This is a genomic window from Stenotrophomonas sp. CASM106 (assembly GCF_049384825.1).
GTDB classification, from domain to species: Bacteria; Pseudomonadota; Gammaproteobacteria; order Xanthomonadales; family Xanthomonadaceae; genus Stenotrophomonas; species Stenotrophomonas muris.
In genome coordinates this window covers 402,143-417,960 of record NZ_JBMRFS010000004.1, presented here as the reverse complement: position 1 = coordinate 417,960, position 15,818 = coordinate 402,143, and the positions used below count along the sequence as shown (strand labels likewise).

General features: G+C 67.7%; 17 protein-coding genes. 9 read left to right on the top strand and 8 right to left on the bottom strand.

Annotated features, from left to right (window positions below):
• Window position 1: 1 nt before the first annotated feature.
• The 6 genes from VG556_RS12470 to VG556_RS12445 form a co-directional block, all read right to left on the bottom strand.
• On the bottom strand, window positions 2-787 hold the full coding sequence (locus VG556_RS12470) for an SIMPL domain-containing protein (protein WP_049404521.1): 786 nt from the start codon (window positions 785-787) through the stop codon (window positions 2-4).
• Window positions 788-854: 67 nt separating this feature from the next.
• Window positions 855-2,330 carry an anthranilate synthase component I gene (gene trpE, locus VG556_RS12465; protein ID WP_100450706.1) on the bottom strand — a complete coding sequence of 492 codons (1,476 nt, stop codon included), beginning with the start codon at window positions 2,328-2,330 and terminating at the stop codon, window positions 855-857.
• 291 nt (window positions 2,331-2,621) lie between these two features.
• Window positions 2,622-3,557 carry a lipid kinase YegS gene (gene yegS / locus VG556_RS12460; RefSeq protein ID WP_100450707.1) on the bottom strand — a complete coding sequence of 312 codons (936 nt, stop codon included), beginning with the start codon at window positions 3,555-3,557 and terminating at the stop codon, window positions 2,622-2,624.
• 254 nt (window positions 3,558-3,811) lie between these two features.
• Window positions 3,812-4,294 (bottom strand): GNAT family N-acetyltransferase, encoded by a 483-nt coding sequence (locus VG556_RS12455; protein WP_075076652.1) that lies wholly within the window; start codon window positions 4,292-4,294, stop codon window positions 3,812-3,814.
• 12 nt (window positions 4,295-4,306) lie between these two features.
• Window positions 4,307-4,984 (bottom strand): ribulose-phosphate 3-epimerase, encoded by a 678-nt coding sequence (gene rpe, locus VG556_RS12450; protein ID WP_100450708.1) that lies wholly within the window; start codon window positions 4,982-4,984, stop codon window positions 4,307-4,309.
• A 57-nt stretch (window positions 4,985-5,041) separates the two neighbouring features.
• Window positions 5,042-5,371 carry a J domain-containing protein gene (locus VG556_RS12445; RefSeq protein WP_005411327.1) on the bottom strand — a complete coding sequence of 110 codons (330 nt, stop codon included), beginning with the start codon at window positions 5,369-5,371 and terminating at the stop codon, window positions 5,042-5,044.
• 144 nt (window positions 5,372-5,515) lie between these two features.
• On the opposite strand from VG556_RS12445, the gene VG556_RS12440 reads away from it, so the two are divergent.
• The 8 genes from VG556_RS12440 to VG556_RS12405 all read left to right on the top strand — a co-directional run bounded on the left by VG556_RS12440 (window position 5,516) and on the right by VG556_RS12405 (window position 13,331).
• Window positions 5,516-6,442 (top strand): phosphoribosylaminoimidazolesuccinocarboxamide synthase, encoded by a 927-nt coding sequence (locus VG556_RS12440; protein WP_014648673.1) that lies wholly within the window; start codon window positions 5,516-5,518, stop codon window positions 6,440-6,442.
• A gap of 147 nt (window positions 6,443-6,589) precedes the next feature.
• Window positions 6,590-7,075: a DUF962 domain-containing protein gene (locus VG556_RS12435; protein WP_100450709.1), complete on the top strand. Its 486-nt coding sequence runs from the start codon at window positions 6,590-6,592 to the stop codon at window positions 7,073-7,075.
• A gap of 333 nt (window positions 7,076-7,408) precedes the next feature.
• Window positions 7,409-10,237, top strand: a complete 2,829-nt coding sequence (locus tag VG556_RS12430; protein ID WP_423179989.1) for a monovalent cation/H+ antiporter subunit A — start codon at window positions 7,409-7,411, stop codon at window positions 10,235-10,237.
• Window positions 10,237-10,629 carry a Na+/H+ antiporter subunit C gene (locus VG556_RS12425; protein WP_100450710.1) on the top strand — a complete coding sequence of 131 codons (393 nt, stop codon included), beginning with the start codon at window positions 10,237-10,239 and terminating at the stop codon, window positions 10,627-10,629. Before VG556_RS12430 ends, VG556_RS12425 begins: the two co-directional genes overlap by 1 nt.
• Window positions 10,626-12,161 (top strand): monovalent cation/H+ antiporter subunit D, encoded by a 1,536-nt coding sequence (locus VG556_RS12420; protein ID WP_053494952.1) that lies wholly within the window; start codon window positions 10,626-10,628, stop codon window positions 12,159-12,161. Before VG556_RS12425 ends, VG556_RS12420 begins: the two co-directional genes overlap by 4 nt.
• Window positions 12,158-12,664: a Na+/H+ antiporter subunit E gene (locus VG556_RS12415; RefSeq protein WP_032957141.1), complete on the top strand. Its 507-nt coding sequence runs from the start codon at window positions 12,158-12,160 to the stop codon at window positions 12,662-12,664. The genes VG556_RS12420 and VG556_RS12415 overlap by 4 nt, the downstream gene beginning before the upstream one ends.
• Entirely contained in the window at window positions 12,661-12,945 is a 285-nt protein-coding gene (locus tag VG556_RS12410; protein WP_006399171.1) for a K+/H+ antiporter subunit F, read from the top strand. The genes VG556_RS12415 and VG556_RS12410 overlap by 4 nt, the downstream gene beginning before the upstream one ends.
• Window positions 12,942-13,331: a Na+/H+ antiporter subunit G gene (locus VG556_RS12405; RefSeq protein ID WP_014648679.1), complete on the top strand. Its 390-nt coding sequence runs from the start codon at window positions 12,942-12,944 to the stop codon at window positions 13,329-13,331. Before VG556_RS12410 ends, VG556_RS12405 begins: the two co-directional genes overlap by 4 nt.
• A gap of 74 nt (window positions 13,332-13,405) precedes the next feature.
• Here VG556_RS12405 and VG556_RS12400 read toward each other — a convergent pair whose 3' ends face one another.
• Together VG556_RS12400 and VG556_RS12395 are read right to left on the bottom strand one after the other, a co-directional pair.
• Complete coding sequence (locus VG556_RS12400; protein ID WP_100450711.1) at window positions 13,406-14,365, bottom strand: sodium:calcium antiporter; 960 nt, start codon at window positions 14,363-14,365, stop codon at window positions 13,406-13,408.
• Between the two features lie 72 nt (window positions 14,366-14,437).
• On the bottom strand, window positions 14,438-15,094 hold the full coding sequence (locus tag VG556_RS12395; RefSeq protein WP_046432891.1) for a hypothetical protein: 657 nt from the start codon (window positions 15,092-15,094) through the stop codon (window positions 14,438-14,440).
• 125 nt (window positions 15,095-15,219) lie between these two features.
• On the opposite strand from VG556_RS12395, the gene VG556_RS12390 reads away from it, so the two are divergent.
• Window positions 15,220-15,762, top strand: a complete 543-nt coding sequence (locus tag VG556_RS12390; protein ID WP_100450712.1) for a hypothetical protein — start codon at window positions 15,220-15,222, stop codon at window positions 15,760-15,762.
• Window positions 15,763-15,818 lie beyond the last annotated feature (56 nt).

Below are 15,818 nucleotides of genomic sequence, written 5' to 3'. Positions count from 1 at the left end.
GTCAGGTTCCGTCGCTTATCAGGAAAATGGCGTACACGTTTTCGGTGTAGGTGATGGGGCCGGCTTCAATGGATTCGGGCTCAGCGGGCGCGGGCGCGGGCGCGGAGGCGGGCGCGTAGCTGCCGGTCACCGAGATCCTGTCGAGGTCCCCGCCGTCCTCGCCCTGCTGCGGCCATTGCCCGGCCCGGATGCCGTAGGCGAAGTCCGGCGCCACATCGGAGATGCTGTACAGGCCACGCACTCTTGTTCCATAGGCCTTGGCCAGGCCCTGCGCGGACTCGCGGGTCTGGGCCGCTGCCTCGCCCTTGAGTTCGCGGCGCAGCGCCACTTCGCCCGAATAGGTCGGCGCCAGGCTGCTCACCTGTACGTTCTCGTTGGCCTTCAACGCCCCCAGCACATCCTGCATCGCCTTCACGCTGGCGAAGCTGGCACGCAGCTGGCGCGATACGCGGGTACCGATGAAGACCTGCCGGTTCTGCTCATAGCGCGTGGCCGGGCCGATCCGCAGGTTGTCCGCGCGCACGCTGCCCTCCACCGCCTTGTGCTGCTTGAACAGTGCCAGCACGCGGGCAACGTTGTCCTGCACGCGGCGGCGTGCGGCGTCGGCGTCCATGTCGGTCTCTTCGATGTTCAACTGCAGGCCGAACCGATCCGGCATCACCGTGCGGCTGCCCTGCCCCTTCACCAGCAGGTGCGGCTGCGAGGGAATCGTGTTGGCCTGCGCCCACGCAGACGGGGCCATCGTGGCCAGCAGTGACGACCACAGCAATGCGCTCAGCAGCTTCATGCGGTACTCCTTGTCTTGAATGGGAACAGCGGAAGGTGCCGCGGCGCAGGCCACGGCACGGGGAGGATCACAGGCCCTTGGCGGCCTGGGCGACGGCGCGGAACAGCGCGCGGCCCTTGTTCATCGTCTCGTCCCATTCCTTGTCCGGGTCCGAGTCGTAGACGATGCCGGCACCGGCCTGCACGTACAGGCGGCCATCCTTGATCACCGCGGTGCGGATCGCGATCGCGGTATCGGCATCGCCGTGCCAGCCGATGTAGCCGATACTGCCGGCGTAGACATTGCGCTTGATCGGTTCCAGCTCGCGGATCACTTCCAGCGCGCGGATCTTCGGCGCGCCGCTGACCGTTCCGGCAGGGAAGGTGGCACGCAGCACGTCGGCATAGCTCAGGCCCGGCTGCAGCTGCCCGGTCACTTCGCTGACGATGTGCATCACGTGGCTGTAGCGTTCGATCACGAACTGCTCGCCCACCTCCACGGTACCTGCCTTCGAGACGCGGCCGGCATCGTTGCGGCCCAGGTCGATCAGCATCAGATGCTCGGCGCGTTCCTTCGGATCGGCCAGCAGCTCGGCTTCCAGCGCCAGGTCCAGCTCGGGCGTGGCGCCACGCGGGCGGGTGCCGGCGATCGGGCGCACGGTGACTTCGCCATCCTGAAGGCGTACCAGGATTTCCGGCGATGAACCGACCACCTGCAGGTCGCCGACATCCAGGAAGTACATGTACGGCGACGGGTTCAGTGCACGCAGCGCGCGGTACACATCCACCGGGCGCGCCTTGAACGGCACGCTCAGGCGCTGGCTGAGCACCACCTGGAAGATGTCGCCGGCGCGGATGTATTCCTTGCTGCGCTGGACCGCATCGACGAACCCTTCGCGGGTGAAACCGGAGACAAAATCCGATTCGTCCAGCACGTCGCTGTTGAGCGGCGCCGGATAGCCGGCACCCGGTGCACGCAGCTTGGCAGTCAGTGCATCCAGGCGCGCCTGGGCCTGCTCGAAGGCACCGTCGACGCGCGGGTCGGCGTGCACGATCAGGTACAGCCGGCCCTTCAGATTGTCGAACACCGCCAGCTCGTTGGAGTCCAGCAGCAGGATGTCCGGCGTGCCCAGCTCATCGCGGCCGGCCGGCGGGGCCAGGCGCGGCTCGATGTAGCCGATGCACTCGAAACCGAACCAGCCGACCAGGCCACCGGTGAAGCCCGGCAGGCCGTCCAGCTTCGGCACCGAGTGGGCGCTGCGCAGCGCCTCGACCTCGGCGAACGGGTCGGCCACTTCGCGGGTGTCCACCACCTGGCCGTCTTCGCGCACGGTCAGCGTGTGGCCATGGAAGGCGTACACGCGACGCGCCGGCAGGCCGATGATCGAGTAACGACCAAAGCGCTCGCCGCCTTCGACGGATTCAAACAGGTAGGTATTGGGGCCGTCGGCGAGCTTCAGATAGACCGAAAGCGGCGTGTCCAGGTCGGACAGCACTTCACGGACGACGGGAATATGGGTGTGGCCTTCAGCGGCCTGCTGCTGAAACTGAGCGTGCGAGTTCAAGACGACTTTCCTTCCGGGACACAGCGTTATGGGGGCGGACGACGGCAACGGGCCACCATCGCCACCAACGGCGTGCGGAAGAAAGGGTATGCGGGGTCGTCAGGCTGGACACCCCCTGACTGTATCGCAGCCGGGGCGGGAGGGGAACCCTGGGAAACTGAACCACGGGACGGCCGAGCCGGCCGCGGGGACCGGTGGCGCGGACCGGTAGAGTCGACTGTTGGTCGACTTGCGCGCGTAGCGCGGGGTTTTACGCCGTCGGAACGAAGAGCAGTCGACCAACAGTCGACCCTACCCCTGCCCGGCCAGCAACGGGCATCCGGTCGGCAGGTGCATCCGCACCCTGCCCGGCACGCACGCGATGCGGAACTGGCGGGCCTGGACTGGTTCGCCGTCCAGGTTGAGGGTCAGCGCCTTCGGTGCGTCGATCTGCAGCCACGGCAGCCGCGCGCGCGTGGCCAGCTGTTCGAGCGCCGCCTGGGTGCCCGACTTCAGCATCTGGCCGAGCGTGGCGGTGACCTCACCTTCCAGTTCCGGAAGCACGGTGACATCCAGCAGCCCATCGTCGATCACGGCCTGCGGGCACAACTGCTGGCCACCGCCGGCCTGCCGGCCATTGCCGATGCCCAGGGCGATGAAGTCGCCTTCCCACGCGAAATCCGGGCCGGACAGCCGCGCGGTGATCGGCTCGATGCGGCCCAGCTTGGCGATGCCGGTGATCACATAGGCCAGCCCGCCCAGCATCTTCTTCAGGCCGGCATCGGTCTCCACCGTCACCTGCGTGCCGAAGCCACCGCTGGCGAGGTTGGCGCACCACCAGGGCGTGCCATCGGCATCCACGCGCAGCAGATCGATGGCACGCGGCGTGGTTTGTCCGATCAACGCAAACGCGCCCTCAGGCTCGGTCGGAATACCCGCAGCCGTGGCGAAATCGTTGGCGGTCCCCATCGGGATCAGCGCCAGCGAGGGCAGCGCATCCGCCGCTTCCTCACGATGCGCCAGGGTTTCGGCCACCGCGCTGAGCGTGCCATCGCCACCGGCGGCAACGATCACGTCCACGCCATGATCGATGGCCTCGGCCACGTAGCGTTCGGCGTCACCGTCCTCCCAGGTCACCCGCACGTCCAGCTGCACGCCCTGTCCGCGCCAGTGGCCGACGGCATCGCGCAGCTCCTCGTTGCCAGCGGATTTGCCATTGAGGATCAGGCGCCAGCGCGGGGTGGTCATGCGGTACTTCCAGGAGGGGGTGGCACAGGCTAGCAATGCGCTGTTTGCCCGCGGTGAATGTCACGCAGGTGTCATTCAGTTGCTGGAGAATGGAAGGCCATAGCAGGGACGATGGATGGAGGCAGGATCAGCCTCCCACGCATGCAGCGAGGCCACGCCAGTGATTGGCGTGGCTTTTTTTTTGGGGGGGGTACGCAGGGAGTGCGAACCAAGGTTCGCACCCACCGGGTTGCGGTACGCAGCCACCACACGCCTCACCCGTTGGCGAAATCGTGCAGCGCCTGGCCCTGCAACCGGTACACGGTCCACTCGTCCTGCGGCCTGGCACCGGCAGCGGTGTAGAACTCGATGGCCGGGGTGTTCCAGTCCAGCACCGACCATTCGAAACGGCCGCAGCCCTCGGCCACGGCCTGGCGCGCGATGTACTTCAGCAGTGCCTTGCCGGCGCCCGCACCGCGCTTTTCCTGGCTGACGTAGAGGTCTTCCAGGTAGATGCCCTTGCGGCCCAGCCAGGTGGAATAGTTGTAGAAATACACCGCATAGCCGATGGCCTCGCCGTCGGCTTCGCAGATCAGTGCGCGTGCCGTGGCATCGGGACCAAACAGGCTCTCGGCGATGCCGATCTCATCGGTCTGCACCGAATGCTCGGCCTTCTCGTAGATGGCCAGCTCGCGGATGAAATGCAGGATCAGGCCAGCATCGGCTACGGTGGCCGGGCGGATGTTCAACACGGCCACCGTACTCATGGCTCAGCCCCGTGCCGCAGCGACGTTGGCGCGCATCTGCGCGATCACATCCTGGTAGCTGGTCCTGGCGTTGAAGATGGCCGAACCGGCGACAAAGGTGTCGGCGCCGGCAGCGGCGATCTCGCCGATGTTGTCGGCCTTCACGCCGCCGTCGATCTCCAGGCGGATGTCCTTGCCGCTGGCATCGATCATCTTGCGCACCACGCGCAGCTTGTCCAGCGCCGAGGGGATGAAGGCCTGGCCGCCGAAGCCCGGGTTGACCGACATCAGCAGCACCAGGTCCAGGTCATCCAGCACCCAGTCGAGGATGTCCACCGGAGTGGCCGGATTGAGCACGATGCCCGGCTTGCAGCCCAGCGAGCGGATCAGCTGGATGGTGCGGTGCACGTGGCGGCTCGCCTCCGGGTGGAAGCTGATGTAGGTGGCACCGGCCTCGGCGAAGTCCGGGATGATGCGATCCACCGGCTCGACCATCAGGTGCACGTCGATCGGCGCGGTGACGCCATGCTTGCGCAGCGCCTGGCAGACCATCGGCCCGATGGTCAGGTTCGGCACGTAGTGGTTGTCCATCACGTCGAAGTGGACCCAGTCCGCGCCAGCGGCGAGGACGTTGTCGACTTCCTCGCCGAGGCGGGCGAAGTCGGCAGACAGGATGGAGGGGGCGATGAGGCAGTTGGACATGGCCGGGGCCTTCGGAACGGGGAAAAGGTTCTCCCGCCCGCAGGCGGGACTCTGGAATCAGCGCTTGCGCAGGGTCTTGATGCGGTCGTAGGCGGCATTGATCCGCCGCGACTTCTGCTCGGCCTGCTGCTGCAGCTCGGGGGCGGCACCGCCCAGCTTGTCGGGGTGGTACTGCGAGATCAGCTTGCGGTAGGCGCGCTCGACCTCGGCATCGGTGGCCTCGGAGGTCAGCCCCAGCTCCCGGTACGGGTTCTCCTTGTTCAGGCGGAACCAGTCCGAATCGAAGGCGTGGCCGATCAACAGGCCGACCACCGCACCGAACAGCGGATTGGGCCGGAACAGCAGGGCGCCGGCGATGAATCCGAGCAGTTTTCCGTACCAGCGCATGGCGCTCCGGGGTCGACCGACGAAATGGACGCTCATTTTACGTCACAGCGGGCCCGGACCGCTTTACACTAGGCCGCCCGCTGGTCAGCGGGCCCGCCGGGTCCGTTGGGCAGCAGCCGTATCGACAACGCCCCAGGAGTGCCCGTGCCAACCACGCTGTTGCAATCCGATCTCCCCGGCCTGCCCTTGCGCCATCGCGGCAAGGTGCGTGATGTGTTCGATATCCCGCGCGAGCGGCTGCCAGCCGGAACCCCGCCGGGCGAGTACCTGCTGATGGTCGCCACCGATCGCCTGTCGGCGTTCGACGTGGTCCTGCCTGACCCGATTCCGGGCAAGGGCGAGATGCTCTGCCAGGTCTCCAACTTCTGGTTCGCCAAGACCGCGCACCTGATGCCCAACCACCTGACCGGCATCGACGTGGCCAGCGTGCTGCCCGAAGGCGTGGACCCAGCCCTGTACGCCAAGCGTGCGGTGGTCACCCGCAAGCTGAAGCCGGTGCCGGTGGAAGCGATCGCCCGCGGCTACCTGATCGGCAGCGGCTGGAAGGACTACCAGCGCACCGGCAAGGTCAGCGGCATTGACCTGCCCGATGGCCTGCGCCAGGCCGAGCAGTTGCCGGAGCCGATCTTCACCCCCTCGACCAAGGCCGCCGTCGGCGACCATGACGAGAACATCGATTTCGATGCGATGGTGAAGCAGGTCGGTGCGGAACTGGCCGAGCGCGTGCGCGACGCCACCCTGCGCATCTACAAGTTCGCGGCCGATTACGCCCGCGAGCGCGGCATCATCCTGGCCGATACCAAGTTCGAGTTCGGTACCGACGCCGATGGCCGCCTGTACATCATGGACGAGATGCTGACGCCGGATTCCTCCCGTTACTGGCCGGCCGACGAATACGAAGTGGGCACCAGCCCGCCGAGCTACGACAAGCAGTTCGTGCGCGATTACCTGGAGACGCTGGACTGGGGCAAGACCGCCCCGGGCCCGAGCATCCCGGCCGAGATCATCGAGCGCACCCGCGCCAAGTACGCCGAGGCGCTGCAGCGCCTGGCCGGGATCAGCGTCGACTGATCCCCCCGCGTCCCCCCGGCCGGAAAGGCGGGGGGGCGCTCTGATCGCGGTAGTGCCGGCCGCTGGCCGGCAACCTCGCGAACTCGGCTATGCTCTGGAGTGCCGGCCAGCGGCCGGCACTACCGTTGCCCGAGGAAGCGACGCAGCATGCAGACATCCACCCAGCTTGCGCGGCCGATCGACCGCTATTTCGCCAGCTACTCCGACGACCACCGCAATGTGATCAACCAGCGCATCCACGTGGTGGCGGTCCCGGCGATCCTGTGGTCGGTGGTGGCCCTGCTGTGGTGCCTGCCGCCGCTGATCACCTGGTTCCAGTACGGCATCTGGTCGGCGTTGGCGATGTTCAGCGCGTGGTGCTTCTACAACAAGCTGTCGCGCCCGCTGGGCATCGGCATGCTCATCCAGTTCTTCGTGTTCGGCTGCCTGTGCCGGCTGCTGGAGGCCGAGATCGGCCTGCAGGCCCTGCGCTGGCTGGCGGCGGGCGTGTTCGTGGTGGCCTGGATCGCGCAGTTCATCGGCCACAAATTCGAGGGCCGCAAGCCCAGCTTCCTGACCGACCTGACCTACCTGCTGATCGGCCCGGCCTGGGTGATGGCCAAGTTCTACCGCAAGCTGGACTGGCGCTACTGACCTGGCGGCGGCCGACAGCGGCCGTCGTTTCCTGAACGGGCGGATTCCGTCACCCGTAGTCCACGGGAGCCCTGCCAGCCTGCGCCGGTGATCCGCTCCCCATTGCCCGCCCGTCGACGGCAGCCCCTGTGCGACAGGGCCTGCGGTCTCCCTGCGTGGGCGTAGGGTGTCCCCCGAGGGCAGCCAGGGAAGGGATGCAGGAATGTGATGTTGCATCGCAGAAAAAATGAATCAGCGAACGTTACATGCAATTGATCGCTGTTCGATGGGTTTCGGCGACATTTCGCAGCCTGTTATCCTCCCTGACCTGCTCGTGAATCATGGATTCCCTGCATGCTCCCCAGCCTGCCCCTGCTGCTGGCCCTGCCGTTCCTGATGGCAGCGGCTGTTGCGGCCTTCCCCCGTAGTTCGCGCTCGACTGCTGCCTGGCTGGCGGCGCTGGCGCCGTTGGGCGGGCTGGCCATCCTCGGCTGGCTGACCCCGTCGGTGCTCGATGGCCAGGTGGTCCGCACCCTGGTGCCCTGGCTGCCGCAGATCGGGCTGGACTTCACCCTGCGACTGGACGGGCTGGCCTGGATGTTCGCCGGGCTGGTGCTCGGCATCGGCGCGCTGGTGGTGCTGTATGCGCGCTACTACCTGAGCCAGCAGGACAACGCGCACCGCTTCTACTGCTACCTGCTGCTGTTCATGGGCGCCATGCTGGGCATGGTGCTGTCGGGCAACCTGCTGTTGCTGATGATCTTCTGGGAAATGACCAGCATCAGTTCGTTCCTGCTGATCGGCTTCTGGTCGCACCGCCAGGACGCCCGCGAAGGCGCACGCATGGCGCTGGTGATTACCGGTGGCGGTGGCCTGGCCCTGCTCGGTGGCGTGCTGCTGATCGGCCGCATCGTCGGCAGCTTCGACCTGGACGTGGTGCTGGCTGCTGGCGAGCAGATCCGCGCCAGCGCGCTGTACCCCTACGCCCTGTTCCTGGTACTGGCCGGCATCTTCACCAAGAGCGCGCAGTTCCCGTTCCACTTCTGGCTGCCGCACGCGATGGCGGCGCCGACCCCGGTCTCGGCCTACCTGCACTCGGCCACCATGGTGAAGGCCGGCGTGTTCCTGCTGGCGCGCCTGCATCCGGCACTGGCCGGCAGCGACCTGTTCTTCTACACGGTCAGCGGCATCGGCGCACTGACCCTGCTGATCGGCGCCTGGAATGCGATCTTCCAGCATGACCTGAAGGGCCTGCTGGCGTACTCGACCATTTCCCACCTGGGCCTGATCACCCTGCTGTTCGGCCTGTCCACGCCGATGGCGGTGGTGGCCGGCGTGTTCCACATCCTCAACCACGCCACCTTCAAGGCCTCGCTATTCATGGCCGCCGGCATCATCGACCACGAGACCGGTACCCGAGACATGCGCAAGCTGGGAGGCCTGCGCAGGCTGATGCCGTTTACCAGCGCGCTGGCGATCATCGCCTCGCTGGCGATGGCTGGCATCCCCCTGCTCAATGGCTTCCTGTCCAAGGAAATGCTGTTCGCCGAAGCGATCACGGCCGGCGGCCCGGGAATCATGCGCACGGCGGTGTCGATCGCAGCGTTGCTGGCGGGCGTATTCGGGGTGGCGTACAGCCTGCGCTTCGTGCACGACACCTTCTTCGGCCCCGGCCCGCACGACCTGGACCGCGTGCCCCACGAACCGCCGCGCTGGATGAAGGTGCCGGTGGAACTGCTGGTGGTGATCTGCGTGGCGGTGGGCGTGGCACCGGCACTGACCGTAGCGCCGGTGCTGCACGCCGCTGCGGCCTCGATCCTCGGCGACGCCATGCCCGAGTACAGCCTGGCGGTATGGCACGGCTTCAACCTGCCGCTGGCGATGAGCGCGATCGGCGTGATCGGCGGCGTGGCGCTGTACTTCGGCCTGCGCAAGCTGATCAACCTGCACGCCGTGACCAACGTCAGCACTGGCCGCAATGTGTTCCATGCGCAGCTGGACGCGATCTCCGCACTGGCCATGCGCCTGACCAACGGCATCGCCAACGGCAGCCTTCAGCGCATGCTGCTGGGCCTGGTGCTGGTGGCGATCGTGGCCGCCGCCGCGCCGTTCGTGGCCAACCCCGCCTCGCCGAACTGGACCAGGCCGCAGCCGATCCCGCTGCTGGGCTGGGCGCTGTGGCTGGTGATGATGGCCTGCGCGGTGGCTACCCTGCGTATCTACAAGCAGCGCCTGCTGGCGGTGCTGCTGGTCGGCGGCGTCGGCCTGATGGTGGCGCTGACGTTCGTGTTCCTGTCCGCGCCGGACCTGGCCCTGACCCAGCTGCTGGTGGAGATGGTGACCCTGGTGCTGATGCTGCTGGGCATGAACTACCTGCCTGCGCAGTCCGGGCCGGAGCGGCCGCGCTGGCGCAAGCGCCGTGACGCGGTGATCGCGATCATCGCCGGTGCCGGACTTGGCGCCTTGGCCTATTCCGCGATGACCCTGCCGCCGAACACCATGGCCGGCGAGCTGCTCGCCCGTGCCCTGCCCGAGGCCTATGGCCAGAACGTGGTCAACGTGATCCTGGTCGACTTCCGCGGCTTCGATACCTTCGGCGAGATCACCGTGTTCGGCATCGCCGCGCTGGTGGTGCATGCCCTGCTGCGGCGCACGCGGATGGCGCCGGAGCAGATCATGCCCGGCCCGCCGATCAAGCTGCCGGTGCCGGCCGACCTGGCCCAGATCATGTTCCCGCTGACCCTGACCGTGTCGATCTTCCTGTTCCTGCGCGGCCACAACGCGCCGGGTGGCGGCTTCATCGCCGGCCTGGTGCTGGCGGTGCCGCTGCTGATCCAGTACGTGATCCAGGGCACTGCGTCGGTGGAGTCGCGCTTCGGCTTCGACTACATCCGCTGCATCGGCATGGGCCTGCTGATCGCCCTGCTCAGCGGCAGCGCGTCGATGCTGTTTGGCGTGCCGTTCCTGACCAGCGGCCACCTCGACCTGCACCTGCCGCTGATCGGCGACGTGCCGCTGGCCAGTGCGATTGGTTTTGACATCGGCGTCTATCTGGTGGTGTTCGGCGGTGCCATGCTGATGCTGTCGATGATGGGCACGATCAAGGCATCGCGTACCCGTACCGCCCGCAAGGGTGAGATCGACCTGCAACGCCGCTCGGCACGCACCGGGGAGATGCACTGATGGAACTGGCCCTGGCTACCGCGATCGGCGTGCTGACCGCCATCGGCATCTACCTGCTGCTGCGTGCGCGCAGCTTCGATGTGATCCTCGGCATGACCTTCCTGTCCTATGCGACCAACCTGCTGATCTTCGCCGGTGGCCGCGTGGTGCTGGGCAAGGCGCCGGTACTGCAGGACGGCGTGGACAGCCACCTGGGCAACTACACCGACCCGCTGCCGCAGGCGCTGGTGTTGACCGCGATCGTGATCGCCTTCGCGATGACCGCGGTGAGCATCGTGCTGGCCATGCGCAGCCGCAGCGACAACCACAGCGACCATGTGGACGCGCACGAGCCGGATGACGACCTGCAGGATGATCGCGTGCCGCCACGGCAGGGCGAGGACCGCGCATGAACCACCTGGTGATCCTGCCGATCCTGATTCCGCTGCTCGGCGCCGCGCTGTCGCTGTTCGTCGAACACCGCCGCTACGGCCCCAGGGTGCAGCGCGCGGTGGCCTGGACCGCACTGTCGGCGCTGGCGCTGGCGGTGGGCCTGCTGTTCGCGTCGACCGCGGGCGGTGATATCAACGTCTACCTGCTGGGCGACTGGCCGTCGCGGCTGGGAATCGCGCTGGTGGCCGACCGGCTTTCGGCGTGGATGCTGCTGACCACCCTGCTGCTGGCCATTCCCTGCCTGCTGCACGCCTGCTCGGGCTGGGACCGCCGCGCACCGCACTTCCATGCGCTGTTCCAGTTCCAGCTGGTCGGCCTCAACGGTGCGTTCCTGACCGGCGACATCTTCAACCTGTTCGTGTTCTTCGAGGTGATGCTGATCGCTTCCTACGGCCTGCTGCTCAGTGGTGGCCGTGGCCTGCGCATGCGCATCGGCCTGCACTACGTGGTGTTCAACGTCACCGCCTCGACCCTGTTCCTGATCGCGCTGGGCCTGCTGTACGCCACGCTGGGTTCGCTGAACATGGCCGAGCTGTCGCAGCGCATCGCCGAGGTACCGCCGGCGCAGCTGACCCTGGTGAAGGCGACGATGGGCCTGTTGCTGCTGGTGTTCTGCGCCAAGGCCGCCCTGATGCCGCTGTACCTGTGGCTGCCGGAAGCCTATTCGCGCGCACCGGCGGCGGTGGCTGCGCTGTTCGCGATCATGACCAAGGTCGGCCTGTACTCGGTGCTGCGCATCCAGATGCTGTGGTTCGGCGACGATGCCGGCGCGATGGCCGGCTACGGCCGTGACTGGCTGCTGTGGGCCGGTGTGGCGACGCTGGTGCTGGGCGGCCTGGGCGCCCTCGCCGCGACCCGCCTGCGCGTGCTGATCTCCTACCTGGTCATCGTGTCGGCAGCCACGCTGTTCATCGCCTTCTCGGTGGGCACGCCGCAGGTGCTCTCGGCCGGCCTGTACTACCTGCCGCACAGCAGCTTCGTCGCCGCCGCGCTGTTCCTGATCGCCGACCTGATCCGCCGTCGTCGCGGCGGTGCCAGCGACCGCAAGGAAGTGGTCGCGCCGATGCCGGGCAAGGAGACACCCGCCGTGCTGTTCCTGATCGGCGCGGTGTCGGTGGCCGGCCTGCCACCGCTGTCCGGTTTCCTGGCCAAGGCCGCACTGCTGGCCGGCATGCCGGCGCAGTACACCGCTCCGGTCTGGACCGCGGTGCTGGTCAGCAGCCTGCTGGTGATCATGGGCCTGACCCGCGGCGGCATCCGCCTGTTCTGGCGCGTGCCGCCTGTCGATCCGGAGGCGCCGAAGCCGCGCAAGGCTCCTCTGCGCCGGGTGGAGCTCTACGCCGCCTGCCTGTTGCTGGCCTACGGCATCGGGATGACGCTGGCCGCTGCACCGTTGATGCGCTACACCGACGCCACCGCCGCACAGCTGCTGCAACCCAGCGAGTACGTGCAGCAGCTGCGCGCGACCGCACCGGAGATCCGCCAGCCATGACCGCCCAGCGCTCCCTGTTCCGTCGCCTGATTCCCTCGCCGATGCTCAGCATCATGGTGGTGGCATTCTGGCTGCTGATGTCCGACAGCTTCACCCTCGGCCAGATCGTGCTGGGGCTGGTGCTGGGCGTGGTGGTGCCGCTGTTCGCCGCACGCCTGGACCGCGAGTTCGCGCGCATCGGCACGTTGCGGCCGCTGCCCAAGCTGGTATGCGTGACCCTGTGGGACATCCTGATGTCCAACATCCGCGTGGCCCTGCAGGTGCTGGGCCCGGAGAAGAAGATCCACCCCGGTTTCATCTGGCTGCCGCTGGACATCGCCAACATCCACGGCATCGCGGCGCTGACCAGCATGATCACGCTGACCCCGGGCACGGTCTCGGCCGCGCTCAGCGACGACCGCAAGTTCCTGCTGGTGCACGTGCTGCACCTGGAGGACCCACAGGACCTGATCGATACGATCAAGCGCCGCTACGAGGCACCGTTGATGGAGATCTTCCCATGACTGGATTCCAGATCATCCAGACCACGCTGGTGGTGTGCATGCACGTGGTCGGCCTGGCCATGCTGCTGGCCACCTGGCGCCTGCTGCGCGGACCGACCGTGCCCGACCGCATCCTCGCACTGGACACGTTGTCGGTGACCGCCATTGCCGAGCTGATGCTGTTCGGCATGTACCTCAACTCCGCGATCTACTTCGAAGCCGCACTGGTCATCGCCATGCTCGGCTTCGGCAGCACCGTGGTGCTGAGCAAGTTCGTGCTGCGCCGGGACATCGTCGAATGATCACCGCGATACAGATCGGCCTGTCGATCCTGCTGCTGTTCGGCTGCTTCTTCATCCTGGTCGGCGCACTGGGGCTGGTGAAGCTGTCCACGTTCTTCAAGCGCCTGCACGCGCCGACCAAGGCCAGCACGCTGGGCGTGGGCTGCGTGCTGGTGTGCTCGGTCTGCTACCACATCTTCCTGGGCCAGGACCCGCAGCCGCGCGAGCTGCTGATCACCGTATTCCTGTTCATCACCGCGCCGATCAGCGCCCACATGATGGCCAAGGCGGCGCTGTCGCTGCTGATGGAAACCCGTCCCAGCCTGCCGGGCAACGAGCCGGCTGCCGAGGAACAGCTTCCGCCGCCGGAACCGGCGCGGGAAGAGGAAGCCACGCAGAACCGGTAGTGCCGGCCGCTGGCCGGCAGTGGCAAGGGTTCCGTCAGAGGCAGTGAGGTTGCCGGCCAGCGGCCGGAACTACCTCATGCCGCGCCGACCAGCAGCAGCTCCAGCACGAACCAGCCGGCGAACGCGACCAGCAGGATTCCGCCTTCACTGCGGCTGATCTTCAGATCGCCACGCAGCATCGGGTACAGCACCAGGGCGAACGCCAGCAGTGCCGGCAGTTCCAGGCGCACGAACGAGGCCGGCAACGCCAACGGCTGCAACACCGCCATCGCCCCGATCACCAGCAGCAGGTTGACCACGCTGGAGCCCAGCACGTGGCCAAGCACCATGTCGCCGTGGCCGCGACGCGCGGCAGCAATTGCGGTTGCCACCTCCGGCAGTGCGGTGCCGATCGCCACCGGCAGCAGGCCGACCAGCAGCGGTGTCCAGCCCAGCGCGGCACCGAAGTCAGCGGCGGCGCCCACGACCAGGCGCGCGCCCCAGTACAGCGTCAGCGCTGCGATCAGCACCCGCAGCACGTTCAACGGCAGGCTGGTGCGGCTCAGGGCGGACTCGGCGATGGCCGCCTGCACCTCGGCACGCTCAACGCGGCCGCGGCGCAGCAGCAGCACCTGCACGACGATGAAGCCTGCCACCAGCACGCCGCCTTCCCAGCGCGCCAGGCGACCATCCAGCCCGAACAGGACCAGCAGCACGCCGGCCACCAGCAGCGACCACCACAGCACCGTCTGCAGGCGCGCGCGCAGCAACAGGGGCGCGGCGATGGCTGCCACCGCCAGGGTGAAGCCCAGGTTGACGATGCTGCTGCCCACGGCATTGCCCAGTGCCAGCTCCGGTTGGCCGACCGCCAGCGCGCGCGCATTGACCGCCAGTTCCGGCAACGAGGTGGTCACCCCGAGCAGCAGCAGCCCGGCAGTGAACGGGCTGGCCCCGAAGCGCTGGGCCAGGCCGGACACGGCCTTGACGATGGAATCCCCGCCCAGCGCCAGCAACAGCAGGCCGAGCAGGAACCAGGCAATGGCAATGGCGATCATCGAGCACTCCCCAGCAGTGGTGGCGCGATTCTACGCTTGGCCCGAGCGCATCGCTGGGCGGTGGATCAAGGATCAGCCACAGCCTTCGGCGTAATCGACCTGCGGGGTCTGGCCGACCCGCCAGGCGCTGACCCGACCATCGGCGCCGAGCGCGAAGTCGATGACCGCCCCGCCTTCCTGCGCCGGCCGCACGCGCAGGTGCTGCGCCTTCTCGTCGTACTTGTCAGGGCCGACGTCCGCGCGCTCTGGGTACAGCACCTGCAGCTCGCCCAGGGTCATGCCGACCTTGCCGCCGCCCGGAGCGACGATCGCCGCACTGCGCACGTCATAGCGCACCAGCTTGCGTGCCTCGATCATCAGGCGAGGGTCTTCGGCGCCCTGCGGACGCAGGAAGTAGCAGCCGTCGTTGCTGTCGTCGGCCGGCAGGGGCTTGCCATTGGCGTCGGTGCCCAGTCCCTGCAGCGGCGTGCCGAAGCCGCTGCGGACCTCGGCGATGCCGGCGCCCAGCGTGACGCCGCCGAAGCCGTCCAGGCGCGCTGGACTGTCCTTGCGGAGGTCGTTGGCCGGGCGGGCGGCCAGGTCGGGATCCGCCGACTGCGCGGGCCCGGTCGCCGAGGCGGTTTCGGCCGGAGTGTCGCTGCCACTGCCGGCCGCCCCCTGCTTGTCGGGGCCAGCACTGCAGGCGGTGAGCGAAAGGAGCAACAGACCAGCAAGCGGAAGGTGCTTCATCGGTGCGGTTCCCTGGCACGAAGATGGCTGCACGCTAGCCCATCCCGTGTGCAGGCGCTGCATTGTCATCGCGGTTTCATCGCCTTCGTTCAGGCTCGGCGTGCACCGACTTGGCTGTCCCTTCCATGCAACCGCGCAAGACCGAACTCGCCCGAACCGCGCTGCAGGCCCATCGCGCGCCGCTGGACATGCGCCAGCGCCGGCTGCTGATCCTGTGCGACGGCCAGCGCAGCATCGCCGACCTGACCGGCCTGCTCGGCCAGGACGCGCCCGCCATGGTCATCCAGCTGGTGCAGGCCGGCTACCTGAGCACCGGTACCGGCGCCACAGCCGCACCGCCACCACCCGCAGACGCGGCAGCACCGGCACCCACCACGCCGGCGGCGGCACCGGCTGCACCCGCAACCGGCAGCGAGCGCCGCCGCTCGTTGGTGGCCGCGCGCATCTATGTACTGGGCATCCTGGAAATGCAGCGCCACCCGCAGGCGGCGGCGCTGTTCCGCGACCTGCAGCAGGCGCGCGCCGAAAGTGAAGTACTGCAGGTGCTGCACTCGGCGATGCAGATGCTGCCCGGGCTGACCTCGGAGGGTTATTGCCAGCGTGTGCGGCAACGCCTGCTGGAAGCGCTGCCGCTGGAGCATTGCGAAGCGTTCACCGAGGCCGCCTGAAGAAAAAGGGGACGGAGGGGATTAAGTCGTTTCAGGCACACGTGTGCTGATTGCGG